Source organism: Streptomyces sp. NPDC086147 (assembly GCF_040702165.1).
Classification (GTDB): Bacteria; Actinomycetota; Actinomycetes; order Streptomycetales; family Streptomycetaceae; genus Streptomyces.
Genome location: NZ_JBFBJO010000005.1, coordinates 142,777 through 159,753 on the forward strand (window position 1 = coordinate 142,777; position 16,977 = coordinate 159,753).

Annotated in this window: 13 protein-coding genes; 12 read left to right on the top strand and 1 reads right to left on the bottom strand. The window is 74.2% G+C overall.

Annotated elements, in window-relative coordinates:
• Nucleotides 1–8: 8 nt before the first annotated feature.
• The gene (locus tag AB0398_RS13830) at nt 9–572 is read right to left on the bottom strand and encodes an HNH endonuclease (protein WP_366374738.1); all 564 of its coding nucleotides are present in this window, start codon (nt 570–572) and stop codon (nt 9–11) included.
• A 304-nt stretch (nt 573–876) separates the two neighbouring features.
• Here AB0398_RS13830 and AB0398_RS13835 point away from each other — a divergent pair, with 304 nt between their 5' ends.
• The 12 genes from AB0398_RS13835 to AB0398_RS13890 all read left to right on the top strand — a co-directional run bounded on the left by AB0398_RS13835 (nt 877) and on the right by AB0398_RS13890 (nt 16,954).
• Nucleotides 877–1,893: a mechanosensitive ion channel family protein gene (locus tag AB0398_RS13835; protein ID WP_366375218.1), complete on the top strand. Its 1,017-nt coding sequence runs from the start codon at nt 877–879 to the stop codon at nt 1,891–1,893.
• Nucleotides 1,894–2,081: 188 nt separating this feature from the next.
• Nucleotides 2,082–3,296: an ROK family transcriptional regulator gene (locus AB0398_RS13840; RefSeq protein WP_366374740.1), complete on the top strand. Its 1,215-nt coding sequence runs from the start codon at nt 2,082–2,084 to the stop codon at nt 3,294–3,296.
• A gap of 37 nt (nt 3,297–3,333) precedes the next feature.
• Entirely contained in the window at nt 3,334–4,680 is a 1,347-nt protein-coding gene (locus AB0398_RS13845; protein WP_366374742.1) for an ABC transporter substrate-binding protein, read from the top strand.
• Between the two features lie 16 nt (nt 4,681–4,696).
• Nucleotides 4,697–5,695: a sugar ABC transporter permease gene (locus tag AB0398_RS13850; protein WP_366374744.1), complete on the top strand. Its 999-nt coding sequence runs from the start codon at nt 4,697–4,699 to the stop codon at nt 5,693–5,695.
• 3 nt (nt 5,696–5,698) lie between these two features.
• Complete coding sequence (locus tag AB0398_RS13855) at nt 5,699–6,574, top strand: carbohydrate ABC transporter permease (RefSeq protein ID WP_366374746.1); 876 nt, start codon at nt 5,699–5,701, stop codon at nt 6,572–6,574.
• A gap of 7 nt (nt 6,575–6,581) precedes the next feature.
• On the top strand, nt 6,582–7,847 hold the full coding sequence (locus tag AB0398_RS13860; protein ID WP_366374748.1) for a 6-phospho-beta-glucosidase: 1,266 nt from the start codon (nt 6,582–6,584) through the stop codon (nt 7,845–7,847).
• The gene (locus AB0398_RS13865; RefSeq protein WP_366374750.1) at nt 7,838–8,848 is read left to right on the top strand and encodes a BadF/BadG/BcrA/BcrD ATPase family protein; all 1,011 of its coding nucleotides are present in this window, start codon (nt 7,838–7,840) and stop codon (nt 8,846–8,848) included. The genes AB0398_RS13860 and AB0398_RS13865 overlap by 10 nt, the downstream gene beginning before the upstream one ends.
• 344 nt (nt 8,849–9,192) lie before the next feature.
• Nucleotides 9,193–10,650: a hypothetical protein gene (locus tag AB0398_RS13870; protein ID WP_366374752.1), complete on the top strand. Its 1,458-nt coding sequence runs from the start codon at nt 9,193–9,195 to the stop codon at nt 10,648–10,650.
• An 11-nt stretch (nt 10,651–10,661) separates the two neighbouring features.
• Complete coding sequence (locus AB0398_RS13875) at nt 10,662–11,696, top strand: glutamate ABC transporter substrate-binding protein (protein WP_366374754.1); 1,035 nt, start codon at nt 10,662–10,664, stop codon at nt 11,694–11,696.
• Nucleotides 11,697–11,754: 58 nt separating this feature from the next.
• Nucleotides 11,755–13,050 carry a hypothetical protein gene (locus AB0398_RS13880; protein ID WP_366374756.1) on the top strand — a complete coding sequence of 432 codons (1,296 nt, stop codon included), beginning with the start codon at nt 11,755–11,757 and terminating at the stop codon, nt 13,048–13,050.
• A gap of 59 nt (nt 13,051–13,109) precedes the next feature.
• Nucleotides 13,110–15,608: a tetratricopeptide repeat protein gene (locus AB0398_RS13885; protein ID WP_366375220.1), complete on the top strand. Its 2,499-nt coding sequence runs from the start codon at nt 13,110–13,112 to the stop codon at nt 15,606–15,608.
• Between the two features lie 2 nt (nt 15,609–15,610).
• Nucleotides 15,611–16,954 carry a PP2C family serine/threonine-protein phosphatase gene (locus tag AB0398_RS13890; protein WP_366374757.1) on the top strand — a complete coding sequence of 448 codons (1,344 nt, stop codon included), beginning with the start codon at nt 15,611–15,613 and terminating at the stop codon, nt 16,952–16,954.
• Nucleotides 16,955–16,977 lie beyond the last annotated feature (23 nt).

The window sequence follows — 16,977 nt, forward strand, 5'->3', positions numbered from 1 at the left end:
GGCCCGGCTCAACCCGTCGTGAGCGCCCCTACGGGGGTCTCCGCGACGGAGTCGATCCGGGCCATCACGTCCTCGGCGCCGTACGGCTGCAGGTACGGCAGCCAGCGGGGGTCCCGGTGGCCGGTTCCGATGATCCGCCAGGCCAGGCCGGTCGGCGGGGCCGGTTGGTGGCGCAGCCGCCAGCCGAGCTCGCGCAGGTGCCGGTCGGCCTTGACGTGGTTGCAGCGGCGGCAGGCCGCCACCACGTTCTCCCAGGCGTGCGTGCCCCCGCGGCTGCGCGGGATCACGTGGTCGACGCTGGTCGCGACGCCCCCGCAGTACGCGCAGCGCCCGCCGTCGCGGGCGAAGAGGGCCCGGCGGGTCAAGGGAACGGGCCCCCGGTAGGGGACCCGCACGAAGCGCTTCAGTCGCACCACGCTGGGCGCGGGGACGACTTGGGTCTCGCTGTGCAGGAAGGCACCGGACTCCTCGAGGCAGAGAGCCTTGTTCTCCAGGACGAGGACGAGTGCGCGGCGGAGCGGTACGACGCCGAGCGGCTCGTACGACGCGTTGAGGACCAGGACATGCGGCACGGATGCCTCCTATGGCGCCGGCGGCGCGTGGCTCGCGCCGGGACGAACTGCTCTCAGTTTGTCCTCATGCCTGGTCGGAGCGCCACCACGTATCGCGATCGGGGTGACGGGGTCCGGAGTGTTCTCGACCACACCGGCCGCACGCGCACCTCCCCTTCCCTCCCTGGTGAGGTCCGTCTCTCCGCCGGGCGGGACCACGGGACCACGTCCGGCGCCCCGTTACTGTGGATGGCCTGCGTACGCGATGCCTGGAGGTTGTCCCGTGTCCTGGTCCGCCCTGGCGGCTGCCACCGAACCCGAACCGATGCCGGTGACCCTGGACGAGGCCGCGGAGCGAGCCACGAACGCCGCCACCTGGGTGGAGGAGAACTGGTCCACCTGGCTGAACACCGGCCTGCGCATCCTCCTCATCCTGGTCGTCGCGCTCCTCCTGCGGATGGCCGTCCGCCGGGCCCTGACGAAGCTGATCGAACGGATGAACCGTTCGGCGCAGGCGGTGGAGGGGACGGCCCTGGGCGGTCTGCTCGTCAACACCGAGCGGCGGCGGCAGCGCTCGGAGGCGATCGGGTCGGTGCTGCGCTCGGTGGCGTCCTTCCTGATCCTGGGCACGGCCGGGCTGATGATCCTCGGCGCCTTCAAGATCGACCTGGCGCCGCTGCTCGCCTCGGCCGGTGTGGCCGGTGTGGCGATCGGCTTCGGCGCGCGGAACCTGGTGACCGACTTCCTGTCCGGCGTCTTCATGATCCTGGAGGACCAGTACGGCGTCGGTGACTCGGTCGACGCGGGCGTGGCCTCCGGCGAGGTCGTCGAGGTGGGCCTGCGGGTGACCAAGCTGCGCGGGGTGGACGGTGAGATCTGGTACGTGCGCAACGGCGAGATCAAGCGGATAGGGAACCTCAGCCAGGGCTGGGCGACGGCGGCCGTGGACGTGACGGTCCGGCCGACGGAGGACCTGGACCGGGTGCGGTCGGTGATCACCGAGGCGGCGGAGGCCATGGCCAAGGAGGAGCCGTGGAACGAGCGCCTGTGGGGTCCGGTGGAGGTGCTCGGCCTGAACGAGGTGCTGATCGACTCCATGACGATCCGGGTCGCGGCGAAGACGATGCCGGGCAAGGCGCTCGGCGTGGAGCGCGAGCTGCGCTGGCGGATCAAACGGGGCCTGGACGAGGCCGGCATCCGGATCGTGGGCGGGCTCCCGGCCCCGGCCGAGGAGGCGGCGGCCGACCCGACGGCGGGCATGGCGGCCCCCTCGGTCTTCGGCAACGCGACCTCGCCGCAGTCGGCGGCGGCGACCCCGCTGCCGAAGGACCTCTCCAAGTAGGTCCCGGCTTTATCTGTTCAAGCCCTCACCCGGAGCCCCCGCGGGCAACGCTTTCGTTGCCCGCGGGGGTTTCGCGCGTTCTCAGGCATTCGCGCGCCCCCGGGTATTGACGGGCCGGTGACGGGCGAATTATTTTCCTTCCACTCAATAGGAAACTTTCCTAACAGTGCAAGGGCAGGTGCGCACCCATGGCCGGTACGACCCCGGGAACCCCCGGCACGCCGCGCGTGCTGCGGGCCATGAACGACCGCGCCGCCCTGGACCTGCTCCTGGAGCACGGCCCGCTCTCGCGGACCCGCATCGGCAAGCTCACCGGTCTCTCCAAGCCGACCGCCTCCCAGCTCCTCGCCCGCCTCGAAGCGGCCGGGCTCGTCGTCGCCACCGGCACCACCGAGGGCCGCCCCGGGCCGAACGCCCAGCTGTACTCGGTGAACGCGCGCGCCGCGTACGCCGCCGGGCTCGACGTCACCGCCCGCCGCATCCGCGCCGCCGTCGCCGACGTCACCGGCGAGATCGTCGGCGAGTCCGAGCTGCCCACCCCCGGCCGCTCCGCCGCCGGGGTCGTCGGCCAGGTCACCGAGGTCCTCGACGGGGCCGTGAAGGCGGCCGGGATCGCCCGCGCGGACGTGCGGCGCCTGGTCATCGGCACCCCCGGCGCCTTCGACCCGGCCACCGGGCGCCTGCGGTACGCCTCCCACCTGCCCGGCTGGCACTCCCCCACCCTCCTGGAGGAGCTGGCCGCCGCCCTGCCGATGCCGTTCGAGTACGAGAACGACGTCAACCTCGTCGCCCTGGCCGAACAGCGCCTGGGCGCCGCCCGGGGCCACTCCGACTTCGCCCTGCTCTGGAACGAGGAGGGCATCGGCGCCGCCCTCGTTCTCGGCGGGCGGCTGCACCGGGGCTTCACCGGCGGCGCCGGCGAGGTCGGGTTCATGCCCGTGCCCGGCACCCCGCTCGTGCGGCGGGTCGCCCAGGCCAACTCCGGCGGCTACCAGGAGCTCGCCGGGGTCCAGTCGGTGCCCCGGATCGCCCGCGCCCTGGGCATCGACACCCCCGAGCAGCCGTACGTGCCGGTGGCGTCCGGGCTGCTCGCGCGCGCCGCCGAGGAGGAGGCCGGGGACCCCGTGCACGCGGCCCTCCTCGACCGGTACGCCGAGCGGGTCGCCGTCGGCCTCTCCTCCCTGGTCGCCGTCCTCGACCCCGAGCTGATCGTCCTCTCCGGCGAGGTCCTCGTCGCCGGCGGCGAACCCCTGCGCGCCCGCGTGCAGTCCGCGCTCGCCGAGCTCGCCGCGTCCCGGCCGCGCCTGGTCCTCGCCGCCGTGCACCGGCGCCCCGTCCTGCGCGGGGCCCTCGAAAGCGCCCTCGCCGCCACCCGCGACGAGCTCTTCGACACGTCCCGCTGACCCCGCTTCCCCTCCGCCCGCCCCAGGGAGAACCCCCATGCCCGTACGCCCGCGCAGAGCCGCCGCCGCGCTCGCCGCCACCGCCTCCATAGCCCTCCTCGCCACCGCGTGTACCGGCTCCGCGAACGACGCGGCCGCCGACGACCCGAACGCGGAGACGACGATCACCTTCTGGCACGGCTGGTCGGCGCCCGCCGAGGTCAAGGCGATCGAGGCCAACGTCGCCCGCTTCGAGAAGGCCCACCCGCACATCGAGGTGAAGCTCGTCGGCGGCATCGACGACGCCAAGCTCGGCCAGGCCCTGCGCGCGGGCGGCTCGAACGGCCCGGACGTCGTCTCCTCGTTCACCACGTCCAACGTCGGCAAGTTCTGCGCCTCGGGCGCCCTGGCGGACCTCAAGCCCTTCATCGAGAAGTCGAAGCTGGACCTGGACAAGACCTTCCCGAAGGTCCTCCAGGACTACACGCAGTTCGAGGGCCGGCGGTGCAGCCTGCCGCTGCTCTCCGACGCGTACGGGCTCTACTACGACAAGGACGCCTTCCGGCAGGCCGGACTCGACCCCGAGGCGCCGCCGAAGACCTGGTCCGAGTTCACCGAGGTCGCCAAGCGGCTGACGAAGCCCAAGGGCGACTCGTACGAGCGGCTCGGCTTCATGCCGACCTACCTCGGCTACGAGACGGTCGTCTCGCACTACATGTCGCAGTGGAGGCACGGCGGGTACTTCGACGGGGAGGGGAAGTCGACCGTCGCGAAGGACCCGGCGTTCGCCGAGATGATGACGTACCAGAAGTCCCTGGTGGACGCCCTCGGCGGGTTCCGGAAGCTCGACAAGTACCGCACCACGTTCGGTGACGAGTGGGGCGCCGAGCACCCCTTCCACACCGGCCGGGTCGCCATGCAGCTCGACGGCGAGTGGCGGCTGAGGTTCGCCGAGGAGGCGAAGCCCGGCTTCGAGATCGGCGTCGCGCCGCTGCCGGTCGCGGACGACGAGGTGGCCGAGTACGGCAAGGGCTACCTCTCCGGCACGATCATGGGCATCGCGCCGCAGAGCCGGAAGCAGAACGCGGCCTGGGAGCTGGTGAAGTTCATGACCACGGACACCGCCGCCGTGGTGGCCTTCGCCCAGGACATCGGCAACGTGCCCTCCACCCTGGAGGCGCTCAAGTCCCCCGACCTGAAGTTCGACCCGCGCTTCAAGACCTTCCTGGACATCGCCCGGCACCCCGCCTCCACCACCTCGGACGGCGCGGTCAACGGCTCCGCCTACCAGGACACCCTCCAGAAGTTCTCCCAGCAGTACGAGAAGGGCCTGGTCACCGACCTGAAGAAGGGGCTCGCCGACACCGCGGCCCAGATCGACCGCGACATCGCCGCGGCGAAGTGACGGCCGGACACCGCCCATGAGCACGGACACCCTGCCCGCGAAGGAGGCGGCCGCCCCGGCCGCCCCCTCCCCCGGAGGACGGAACACCCTGCGGTCCAGGCGCCGCCGCGACGCGCTGCGCACCCTGGCGTTCCTGTCGCCCTGGCTGATCGGATTCGGCGTCTTCTTCGTCTATCCGCTCGTCTCCACCGTCTACTTCTCCTTCATGCGGTACGACGGCCTCAACCCGCCCGAGTGGCGGGGCCTCGACAACTGGTCGTACGTCTTCACCGGCTTCCCGCAGTTCTGGCCGGCCCTGCGCAACACCCTCTGGCTCTGCGTGGTCATGGTCGCCTGCCGGGTCGTCCTCGGCCTCGGCGTCGGCCTGCTGATCACGAAGATCAAGACGGGCACCGGGATCTTCCGGACCCTCTTCTACCTGCCGTACCTGGCTCCGCCGGTGGCCGCCACGCTCGCCTTCGTCTTCCTGCTCAACCCCGGCACCGGACCGGTCAACTCGCTCCTGGAGGCGGCCGGCCTGCCCGCCCCCTCCTGGTTCAACGACGCGTCCTGGTCCAAGCCGGCCCTCACGGTCCTCGCCGTGTGGGGCGTCGGCGACCTCATGGTCATCTTCATGGCCGCGCTGCTCGACGTGCCGAAGGAGTTGTACGAGGCCGCCGAACTGGACGGCGCCTCGCCGTGGCAGCGGTTCCGCCACATCACGCTGCCCACCATCTCGCCGATCGTCCTCTTCGCGGTGGTCACCGGAATCATCGGCGCGATGCAGTACTACACGCAGCCGATCGTGGCCTCCAAGGTCGCCTCGGGCGCGATGGGCGGCTCCGGCGTCACCTTCGTCCCCGGCTACCCGGACGACTCCACGCTCACCCTGCCGCAGCTCGTCCACAGCCTCGGCTTCAGCCAGTTCAACTACGGCGCCTCCTGCGTGGTCGCGCTGGTGCTCTTCGTCCTCTCCATGGCCTTCACCGCGCTCCTGATGCGCCGGCGCGGCGGCCTGATCGGCTCGGGTGACTGAACCATGACGACCCTCACGGCCACCGTCCCGACCCCGGCGGAGAAGCGGGCCCGCCGCACGGCGCTGCTGCACTGGATCGCCGTGCACGCGCTCGGCATCGCCGCCGCCCTGTTCTTCGTCCTGCCGTTCGTCTTCGTGTTCCTGACCTCCCTGATGAGCGACCAGCAGGCGCTCACCCGGGACCTGACGCCGGACTCCTGGCACTGGGACAACTACGTCCGGGTCTTCGAGACCGAGGGCTTCCTCACCTGGTGGCGCAACTCCCTGCTGTACGCCGGGCTCGGCACCGTCCTCGTCGTGGTGTCCTCGGTCCCCGTCGCGTACGCCCTCGCCAAGTTCCGCTTCCGGGGACGGCGCCTGTCGATGCTGCTCGTCATCTCGATGATGATGCTGCCGCCGCAGGTCGTGATCATCCCCATGTACCTGTTCTGGGCGAAGCAGATGGACCTCTCCGGCACCCTGTGGCCGCTGATCGTCCCGCTGGCGTTCGGGGACGCCTTCGCCGTCTTCCTGCTGCGCCAGTTCCTCCTCACCATCCCCGACGAGTACGTGGAGGCGGCGCGGATCGACGGGTGCGGCGAACTGCGCACCCTGCTCGGGGTCGTGGTCCCGATGGCCAGGCCGGGCATCGCCGCCGTGGCCCTCTTCCAGTTCTTCTACTGCTGGAACGACTACTTCGGACCGCAGATCTACGCCTCCGAGAACCCCGGCGCCTGGACCCTGAGCTACGGCCTGGAGTCCTTCAAGGGCGCGCACCACACCGACTGGAACCTGACCATGGCCGCGACCGTCCTGGTCATGGCCCCCGTGATCCTCGTCTTCTTCTTCGCCCAGAAGGCGTTCGTCGAGGGAGTCACACTGACCGGAGTGAAGGGCTGAACGACACATGAAGCTCACTGTCGTGGGGGGCGGTTCCACCTACACCCCCGAACTGATCGACGGGTTCGCGCGGCTGCGCGACACCCTGCCCGTCACCGAACTCGTTCTCGTCGACCCGGCCGCCGACCGGCTCGACCTGGTCGGCGGGCTCGCCCGGCGGATCTTCGCCCGGCAGGGACACGAGGGGCGGATCACCACCACCTCCGACCTGGACGCCGGGGTCGAGGGCGCCGACGCCGTCCTGCTCCAGCTCCGGGTCGGCGGACAGGCCGCCCGGGAGAAGGACGAGACCTGGCCGCTGGAGTGCGGCTGCGTCGGCCAGGAGACCACCGGCGCCGGCGGCCTCGCCAAGGCGCTGCGCACGGTCCCGGTGGTCCTGGACATCGCCGAGCGGGTACGGCGCGCCAACCCGGACGCCTGGATCATCGACTTCACCAACCCCGTGGGCATCGTGACGCGGGCGCTGCTCCGGGCCGGGCACAAGGCCGTCGGCCTGTGCAACGTGGCCATCGGCTTCCAGCGCAAGTTCGCCGCGCTCCTGGACGTGGCCCCCTCCGACGTGCACCTGGACCACGTCGGGCTCAACCACCTGACCTGGGAGCGGGCGGTACGGATCGGGGGCCCCGGCGGCGAGGACGTGCTGCCCCGGCTGCTCGCCGGGCACGGCGACGCGATCGCCGCCGACCTGCGGCTGCCGCGCCCGGTCCTGGACCGGCTCGGCGTCGTCCCGTCGTACTACCTGCGCTACTTCTACGCGCACGACGAGGTGGTGCGGGAGCTGGGCGAGAAGCCCTCGCGGGCCGCCGAGGTCGCCGCGATGGAGAAGGAGCTCCTGGAGATGTACGGGGACCCGGCGCTCGACGAGAAGCCGGCCCTGCTCGCCAAGCGCGGCGGCGCCTTCTACTCGGAGGCGGCCGTGGACCTGGCGGCGGCCCTCCTGGGCGGCGGCGGCTCGCCGTACCAGGTGGTGAACACGTACAACGCCGGCACGCTGCCGTTCCTGCCGGACGACGCCGTGATCGAGACGCAGGCGGCGGTCGGCCCGGAGGGCGCGGTGCCGCTGGCGGTCGCGCCGGTGGACCCGCTGTACGCCGGTCTGATCGCGAACGTGACGGCCTACGAGGACCTGGCCCTGGAAGCGGCGCTGCGCGGCGGCCGGGACCGGGTCTTCAAGGCACTGCTCGCGCACCCGCTGATCGGGCAGTACGCGTACGCCGACGGCCTCACGGACCGGCTGATCGCGCACAACCGGGAGCACCTCGCGTGGGCGTGAACGGGACCTTCCCCGCGGCGGGGGCGGACACGCTCCTCGCGGTCGACGCGGGGAACAGCAAGACCGACGTCGCGGTCCTCTCCCCGGACGGCTCCGTCCTCGGGGCGGCCCGCGGCGGCGGGTTCCAGCCCCCGCTGGTGGGGGTGGCGACGGCGGTTGACGGGCTCGTGGAGACCGTGGGGCGCGCCTGGGCGGCGGCCGGCGGCCCGGCGGACCGCCCGCCGGTGTTCGCCCACGTCACCGCCTGCCTCGCCAACGCCGACCTGCCCGTGGAGGAGCTGGAGCTCGAACGGGCCCTCCACGCGCGGCACCTGAGCCGGTCGATCCGGGTGCACAACGACACCTTCGCCATCCTGCGGGCCGGGGTCGACGAGCCCCGGGGCGTGGCGGTGGTGTGCGGGGCCGGGATCAACTGCGTCGGGATGACCCCGGACGGGCGGACCGCCCGCTTCCCGGCGATCGGGAAGCTCTCCGGGGACTGGGGCGGCGGGGGCGGCCTGGCCGAGGAGGCGCTGTGGTGCGCGGCGCGCGGCGAGGACGGGCGCGGCGAGCCGACCGAGCTGTCGCGGGCGCTGCCCGCGCACTTCGGCCTGGAGACGATGTACGCGCTGATCGAGGCGCTGCACCTGGGCCGGATCCCGATGGAGCGGCGGCACGAACTGGCGCCCGTGCTCTTCCGGGTGAGCGCGGCGGGCGACCCGGTCGCGCTGTCGCTCGTGCACCGGCTGGCCGAGGAGGTCGTGGCCATGTCGTCGGTGGCGCTCGGGCGGCTCGGGCTGCTCGACGGGCCGGTGCCGGTGCTGCTGGGCGGCAGCGTGCTCGCCGCCCGCCACCCGCAGCTGGAGGAACGCGTCCGCGAACTCCTCGCGGAGCGGGCCCCGAAGGCGGTGGTCGGCTTCGTGACGGCGCCGCCGGTCCTCGGGGCGGGGCTCCTCGCCCTGGACGCGTGGCGGGCGGACCCGTCGGCCGCAGCGCGGCTGCGGGAGCACTACGGGGCGTGAGCGGGTACGGGCGCGGGGCGTGAGGGAGCGCGGGCGCGGAACGCGAGGGGGATGCGGGCGCGGGGCGTCCTCGCCGGTCCGGCGGGGCGCCCCGCCCCCGTGTTCACCTGTTCGAGCGACACCCGCTCCGGAACCGATCCCGGGCGGGGGACGTATTCATGAGGAGGGGGTTCTCCCGCGGTCGCGCGGGAGGCATGGGGCACGATGGGAGCCGGCAGGAACAAGATCCAGTCATTCCCGGTGTGCGGAAGGGCCCGTGCGGCCATACTGCTCGCCGGGTGGTCCTCCACCGGAGCCGGCGCTCCGGGGCGGACCGGCTCGTCGGCGACCGAGGGGGAGGTCACGTGACACAACCGCCGGACCCGCCCGCCGGACCGGCGGCGCGGAGCACGGACCCGGCGCCCGCGCGCCCGGCCGGTGTGCCCGCGCAGCCGTCGCCCGCGGGGACGCCGTCCGCGCCCGTGCCGCCGGCGGCTCCCGCCGCGCCGCCCGCGGGGCGCGGGGCCTGGGCCGTGGGGCGGGAGCTGCTGCGGACGGCCGCGACGACCGAGCCGGGCCGGCTCAGGATCCTCGGGGCCGTACTGGCGCTGCTCGTCGTCGCGTTCGGGGCCGTCACCGCCCTGGAGGTCACCGGCCGGGCCTCCGCCGCCGACGACGTCGTGGGCCGCAGCCAGCCGCTGAGCGCCGACGCCGCCGCCCTCTACCGCTCCCTCGCCGACGCCGACACCACCGCCGCCAGCGGCTTCCTCGCGGGCACTCTGGAGCCGGCCGGATCGCGCGAGCGGTACGCGAAGGACATCGCCACCGCCTCCCGGCTCCTCGTCAAGGCGGCGGCCCACACGGACGGTTCGCCGGAGGCGGCCCGCGAGATCACCACGCTCGGCGAGCAGCTGCCGCGCTACACGGGCCTCGTGGAGCGCGCCCGGGCCGCCAACCGGCAGGGCCTGCCGCTGGGCGGCGCCTATCTGCGGTACGCCAACCAGCAGATGACCACCGTCCTGCTGCCCGCCGCCGAGCGGCTGTACGCGGCGGAGACGGAGCGGCTCCGCCGGGACGACGACTCCGCCCGTGCCTGGCCCCTCCTGTCGCTCGCGGTCGGCCTGGTCGCCCTCGCCGCCCTGGGCTGGGCCCAGCGCCGCACCTACCTCCGCACCCACCGGGTCTTCAACCACGGGCTGCTCGCCGCGACCGCCGCCGCGGGCGTCGTCCTGCTCTGGCTCCTGGCCGCGCACACCGTCACCCGGTCCGGCCTGGAGGACGCGCGGGCGCGCGGGCAGGAGTCCCTCCAGGTCCTCAACACGGCCCGGATCAGCTCGCTCACCGCCCGCGCCAACGAGAACCTGACCCTGGTCGCCCGGGGCGCCGTCCTCACCGAGGACGGCGGGAACGACAAGTACGAGGCCGAGTACGCGGCGAGCATGCGGGCCCTGACGAAGGCGCTCGCCTCGGCGCGGAAGCTCGCAGACGACGAGGCGGGCCGGGGCCCGGTCGACGAGTCCGCCGCCCGCGCCGGCGAGTGGCAGCGGCGCCACGGGGACGCGCGCGCGAAGGACGACGCCGGCGACTACGAGGGCGCCCTCGACCGGATCGTCGGCGCGAAGGAGTCCACCGGGCAGTCCTTCGACCAGGTCGACGCGGCCCTGGAGCGGGCCCTCGGGCACGAGCAGGCCGAGTTCACCCGCTCCGCCGGGGACGCCCGGGACGCGCTGACGGCGCTGCCCCCGGGCGCGGCGGTCCTCGCGATCCTGGGGGCGGCGGGCGCCGTGCTCGGCGTCAACCGCAGACTGTCGGAGTACCGGTGAGAGGGGGAGGGATGTCCGGGGACACGGAGCCGCTGGTGCGGCGGGCGGCGCGGCGGCTGCGCGGCTGGGGCGGAGTGGCGGCCATGGCCGTGGCCTGCGGGCTCACCGCCTCGCTCACCCTGCTCCCGCTCGCCCGGGAGGGGAGCGACGCGGCGGCGCCCGGCGCGAACAGTGGTGCGGGCGGCGGCACGGGGGTCGGCGTCCAGGTCAAGGCGGACACCTGCCGGAACCCGGAGGCCTCCCTCACCCCCTCCACGGAGGACGGCCCGTCGGTCCGGGCGGTCAAGGAGCGCGGGAAGCTGATCGTCGGCGTCGACCAGTCCAGCTACCGCTGGGGCTACCGGAACCCGGAGAAGGGCGTCCTGGAGGGGTTCGACATCGCCCTCGCCCGGGCGATCGCCAAGGACCTCCTCGGCGACGAGGACGCCGTCATCTTCCGCGCGATCCCCACCAACCAGCGGATCGCCGCCCTGGACGGCGGCAAGGTCGACCTCGTCGTGCGCACCATGACGATCAACTGCAAGCGGATCGAGCAGGTCGCCTTCTCCACCGCCTACTTCCAGGCCGGGCAGCAGGTCCTGGCGCCCAAGCGCTCCGACATCACCGGCTACGACTCCTCGCTGCGCGGCAAGCGGGTCTGCACCGCCGAGGGCTCCACGGCCCACGAGGCCCTGGAGGAGAACTCCTTCGGCGCCGTCTTCAAGGACGAGGGCGACGGCACCAAGGACGACGCGGACCTGCTGACCGTTCCCAACCAGCTGGACTGCCTGGCCAGGCTCCAGCTCGGCGAGGTGGACGCCGTCGTCACCGACAACGCCCTCGCGGCCGGCCAGGCCGCCCAGGACCCGGCGGTCGAGCTGAAGGGGAAGCCGTTCACGAAGGAGTACTACGGGGTGGCGGCGAAGCTGGGCGCCGACGACCTGGTGCGCCGGGTCAACCACGTCCTGGTGGGGTACCGGCAGGGGCCCTGGCAGGCGGCGTACCGACAGTGGCTGGAGAAGGACCTGCCCGGGATACCCGGGCCGCCCGCTCCCCTGTACAAGTAGCCGCCGCGAACAGCCCTGCACACAAGAGTCCTTGTACACACGGCGGAAGAGGTGACCGATGGGCGTCGCGGGACCCCCTGGGCCGGTGATGGACCGGGACGAGGCGGACCGTGCGCTGGCGCGGCTCGGCGCCGAGCACAAGGCGGTCGAGGACTCGCTGCTCGCGCTCCAGGACCACGCGGGCCGCAGGCTGCTCGAAGGGGCCGGGCTGACCGGCACGACCCGGGAGCGCTGGGCGGCGGCCGAGCGGAGCATCACCCTGCTCTGGACCTGCTTCGACGTGTACACCGACGCCCTGCGGGAGGCCCGTGAGGTGCGCGCGCGGCGCCGCTGGCCCGGCCGGGAGGAGCTGGTGGAGCTGACCGACCGGCTGCGCGGCGAGAGCGTGCTCGTCCCGGGCGGCGCGGGAGAGGAGGCGCTGCTGTCCGAGCGCTTCACCCTGGAGGGCCTGGTGCGGCGGATGAACGAGCTGTACGCCTCCTCGCTCGACCTGGTCGTCAGCGCCGACGCCGTCTGGTCGGCGCTGCCCGCCCGGATAGACCTGCTCGCCGCCGAGCTGGGCCGGACGCGGTCCCTCGCGCACTCGGTGGGCGTGCGGCCGGGGGAGCACCCGGCCGGGGACGAGCTGGAGGAGATCACGGCCGAGCTGGGCCTGCTGCGCTCCCAGGTGGTCACGGACCCGCTGGCGTTCTGGCGTCCGGCGGCGGGGAGTTCGGCGCCCGGCGGGGGCCGCCCGGACACCGCGCGGTACGACCGGGCCGCCCTGGCCCTGGAGGACGTGCGGCGCGAGATCGAGGCCGTCCTCGCGGTCCGGCAGGACTCCGAGGACCGGCTGCTGCGCCTGCGGGACGTGCTGTCGCGGGCGGACCGGACGCTCGCCGAGGCGCGGGCCGCGCGCGGCGAGGTCCTTGCGAAGATCGCGGCCTCCGAGGTGCCGGCCGTCAGCGGTCCGCCGACGGCGCTCCAGGAGCGGCTCGTGGCCGCCGCCGAGTACCGCAGGCACGCCCGGTGGCACCGGCTGTCCCCGCTCCTGGACTCCCTGGAGCGGGAGGCGGAGGAGGAACTGCTGCGTGCCCGCGAGTCGTTGACGGCGGTCACCGCGCCGCTCGCGGTCCGGGCGGAACTGCGCGGCCGGCTCGACGCGTACAAGGCGAAGGCGGCGCGGCTCGGCGCGGTGGAGGACCCGCTCCTGGTCGAGCGGTACGACGCGGCCCGGCGGATGCTGTGGAGCGCGCCCTGCGACCTGCGGGTCGCGGAGCAGGCGGTGCTGCGCTACCAGCGGGCGGTGGCGGAGGTGCTCTCCGGGCCCGAGGACACGGGGAACGCGGACGGCACGGGAGGACGACAGTGGTGAGCGGGGAGACGGGCGCGGGGAGCTGCCAGCGCCCTTCGTGCGAGGGCTCGTACGAGGACATGGGCGGCGGCGAGCTGTACTGCGACACCTGCGGGCTCGCGCCGGTCGTGGCGCCCGGCGGGATGATCGGCTCGACGCCGACCGGGGTGGCCGTGCCCGGCCGGTCCTCCCGCACGGGGACGGGGACCGGCGGGCCGGACTCCGCCTCGTCGCGGAGCGGTTCGCGGGCCTCCTCGCGCGCCTCGTCCCGCTCCTCGACCTCGCGCCGGTCGGTCTCGGGGCGCCTGTCGCGCTCGCTCTCGGGGAGCTCCACGGGCCGTTCGGTGTCGGTGCGCAGCTCCGGCCCGTCGACCGGGCAGTCCGCGCGGAACCGGCTCGGCGCGGGCCTGGTCGCGATCCCGGAGGTGCCGCGCCCCAACCCGCGGGGCGCGGTCATGGAGAACCCCGAGGTCCCCGAGCGCAAGCGGTTCTGCTCCCGCTCCGACTGCGGGGCCCCGGTGGGCCGGGCGCGGGGCGACCGGCCGGGCCGCACGGAGGGCTTCTGCACCAGCTGCGGGCACCCGTACTCCTTCGTGCCGAAGCTGCGCTCCGGGGACATCGTCCACGGCCAGTACGAGGTGGCGGGCTGTCTCGCGCACGGCGGTCTCGGCTGGGTCTACCTCGCCGTCGACCGGGCCGTCTCGGACCGGTGGGTCGTCCTCAAGGGCCTGCTCGACACCGGCGACCAGGACGCCATGGCGGCGGCGATCTCCGAGCGCCGCTTCCTCGCCGAGATCGAGCACTCCAACATCGTCCGGATCTACAACTTCGTCGAGCACCTCGACCAGCGGACCGGCTCCCTGGACGGCTACATCGTCATGGAGTACGTCGGCGGCAAGTCGCTCAAGGAGATCGCCAACGGGCGCCGGACGCCGGACGGGCGGCGCGATCCGCTGCCGGTGGAGCAGGCCTGCGCGTACGGGATCGAGGCCCTGGAGGCGCTCGGGCACCTGCACAGCCGGAACCTGCTGTACTGCGACTTCAAGGTCGACAACGCCATACAGACCGAGGACCAGCTCAAGCTCATCGACATGGGCGCGGTCCGGCGGATGGACGACGACGAGTCAGCGATCTACGGCACCGTCGGCTACCAGGCGCCGGAGGTGGCCGAGGTCGGCCCCTCGGTGGCGAGCGACCTGTACACGGTGGCGCGCACGCTCGCCGTGATGACCTTCGACTTCCAGGGCTACACGAACGTCTTCGTGGACTCGCTGCCGGACCCGGGCAACATCGCGGTCTTCCGGACGTACGAGTCGTTCTACCGCTTCCTGGTCCGCGCCACCGACCCGGACCCGGCGCGCCGGTTCGCCTCCGCGCAGGAGATGGCCGAGCAGCTGACGGGCGTGCTGCGGGAGGTGGTGGCGCTCCAGTCGGGGCGGCCCCGGCCGGCGCTGTCGACGCTGTTCGGCACGGAGGTGCGGGTTACGGACACGGAACTGTTCGCCGAACTGGCGGAGGACGTGTCCCTGTTGGGGGCCCGGCGGGTCCGGGGCGGCCGGAGGGCGCGTCCGGGGCCGGCCGCCGGTGCCGGTGGCGTGGTCGTGCCGGGTGCCGGTGGCGTGGTTCCGCCGGGGGCCGGGCTCGGGGGGCTGCTCGCACCGCTCGACACGCCCGCCACCGCGCTCGCGCTGCCCGTGCCGCACGTCTCCCCGGCCGATCCCAACGCCGGTTTCCTCGCGGGCCTGGCGGCCGCCGCGCCGGGCGAGCTGCTCGGGGCCCTCCAGGCCGCGCCCGCGCCCTCGGTCGAGCTGCGGCTGCGCACCCTGCGGGCCCAGCTGGAGCTGCGCGACCTGCCGGCCGCCGCCCGGACGCTCGCCGGTCTGGAGGAGCGGGACGCGGACGACTGGCGGGTCGTCTGGTACCGGGGCGTCACGTCGCTGGTGACCGGGGACCACGAGCACGCGGCGCTGGCCTTCGACGCGGTGTACGACGCCTTCCCGGGCGAGCCGGCGCCGAAGCTGGCCCTGGGGATCTGCGCCGAGGTCCTCGGCCAGCTCGACAACGCCGCCGAGTACTACCGCCTGGTGTGGGCGACCGACCCCGGTTTCGTCAGCGCGGCCTTCGGTCTCGCCCGGGTGCGGCTCGCGGCGGGCGACCGCGCCGGGGCGGTACGGACCCTGGAGTCCGTGCCGGAGGCGTCGATCCACTACACGGCGGCCCGGGTCGCGGCCGTGCGGGCGCGGCTGCGGCGGCGCCCGCCGTCCGAGCCGCTCGGCGCCGACCTGACGGCCGCCGCGGCGCAGGTCTCGGCGCTCCGGGGCTTCGGTCTGGACGCGGTGCGCCGGGAGCGGTTGTCGACGGAGGTCCTCGGAACGGCCCTCGACTGGGTACTCTCCGGGAGTCCCGGTGCGGCACCGGGCGGCGGCGCGCTGCTGCTCGGGAGCGGACTGGACGAGCGCGGACTGCGCTTCGGCCTCGAACGCTCGTACCGGGTGCTGGCCCGGCTCGCCCAGCAGGGCGGGGAAAGGATCGAACTGGTGGAGCGGGCCAACCGCTTCCGCCCCCGGACGTGGGTGTGAGGATGTCCCAGAAGCCGAAGCAGTCGCACGGACTCGCCGTCTGCCCGGGCTGCGCGGAGCCGCTGGACTCGGGTGACCGGTTCTGCGGGGCGTGCGGTTACGACCTGTCGGCCGTCCCGGCCGCCGGGGAGGGTCCCGACCGCCCGACCGTGGCGATCGGCACCCCCGTGAACTGGCCGGACGCGCCGCCGCGCGAACCCGGTTCGCTCTCGACCATGACCCAGCACCCCGGCGACCTGCCGGGCACCGACTCGGGCGGCCACGACCTGCCGCCGGCCGCCGCCCCCACCGGGGACTTCGAGCTGGCGGCGCCCGATCCCCGGGCGGCCGTACGGGTCGACGATCCGGTGGTGGCTCCCGCCGCAGCCCAGGCCCCGGCCCCGGTACAGCGGGCACCGGCCCCGGAAGCCGCCCCGGCGCCGGAGGAGGCGGCGCACGGTCCCGCGCTCTGCGTGGCCTGCCGGGCCGGACGGGTGGACACCGACGGGTACTGCGAGAACTGCGGGCACGCGCAGCCCCGCGAGCGCGACCACATGGAGCGGGAGCTCGGCGGCGTGGCCGCCGTCAGCGACCGGGGGCTGCGCCACCACCGCAACGAGGACGCGTTCGCCGTCTCCTCGACCACCCTGGCCGACGGCTCCCCCGCCACCCTCGCCGTCGTCTGCGACGGCGTCTCCTCGGCGACCCGGCCCGACGAGGCCTCCGCCGCCGCCGCGGAGGCGGCCGGCGCCGCGCTGCTCGCCGCGCTGCCCCGGGGCACGCACCCGCAGCAGGCCATGCACGAGGCGATCGTCGCCGCCTCCCGGGCCGTGAACTCCCTCGCGGAGAAGGCGGCGGACGGCGAACCCCAGCGCAACGCGCCCGCGTGCACCATCGTCGGCTCCGTCGTCGCGGACGGCCTGCTCGTCGTGGGCTGGGTCGGCGACAGCCGCGCCTACTGGGTGCCGGACGACCGCGCCGCCCCGGCCGCCCGGCTCACCGAGGACGACTCGTGGGCCGCGCAGATGGTCGCGGCGGGCCTGATGAACGAGGCCGAGGCGTACGCGGACGAGCGCGCCCACGCGATCACCGGCTGGCTCGGCGCCGACGCGTACGAACTGGACCCGCACACGGCCGCGTTCAAGCCGGACCGCTCCGGCGTGGTGGTGGTCTGCACGGACGGCCTGTGGAACTACGCGGAGGGCCCCGAGGACATGGCCCGGGTCGTCCCGGCCGACGCGGCGGACCGCCCGCTGCACAGTGCCCGGGTCCTGGTCGGGCACGCCCTGGACGGCGGGGGCCACGACAACGTCACGGTCGCGCTCGTCCCGTTCGCCGTCCCTCCCCAGGGGGCGGGACCCGCCTGACCGGCCGCCGGTCCCCTCCTTCC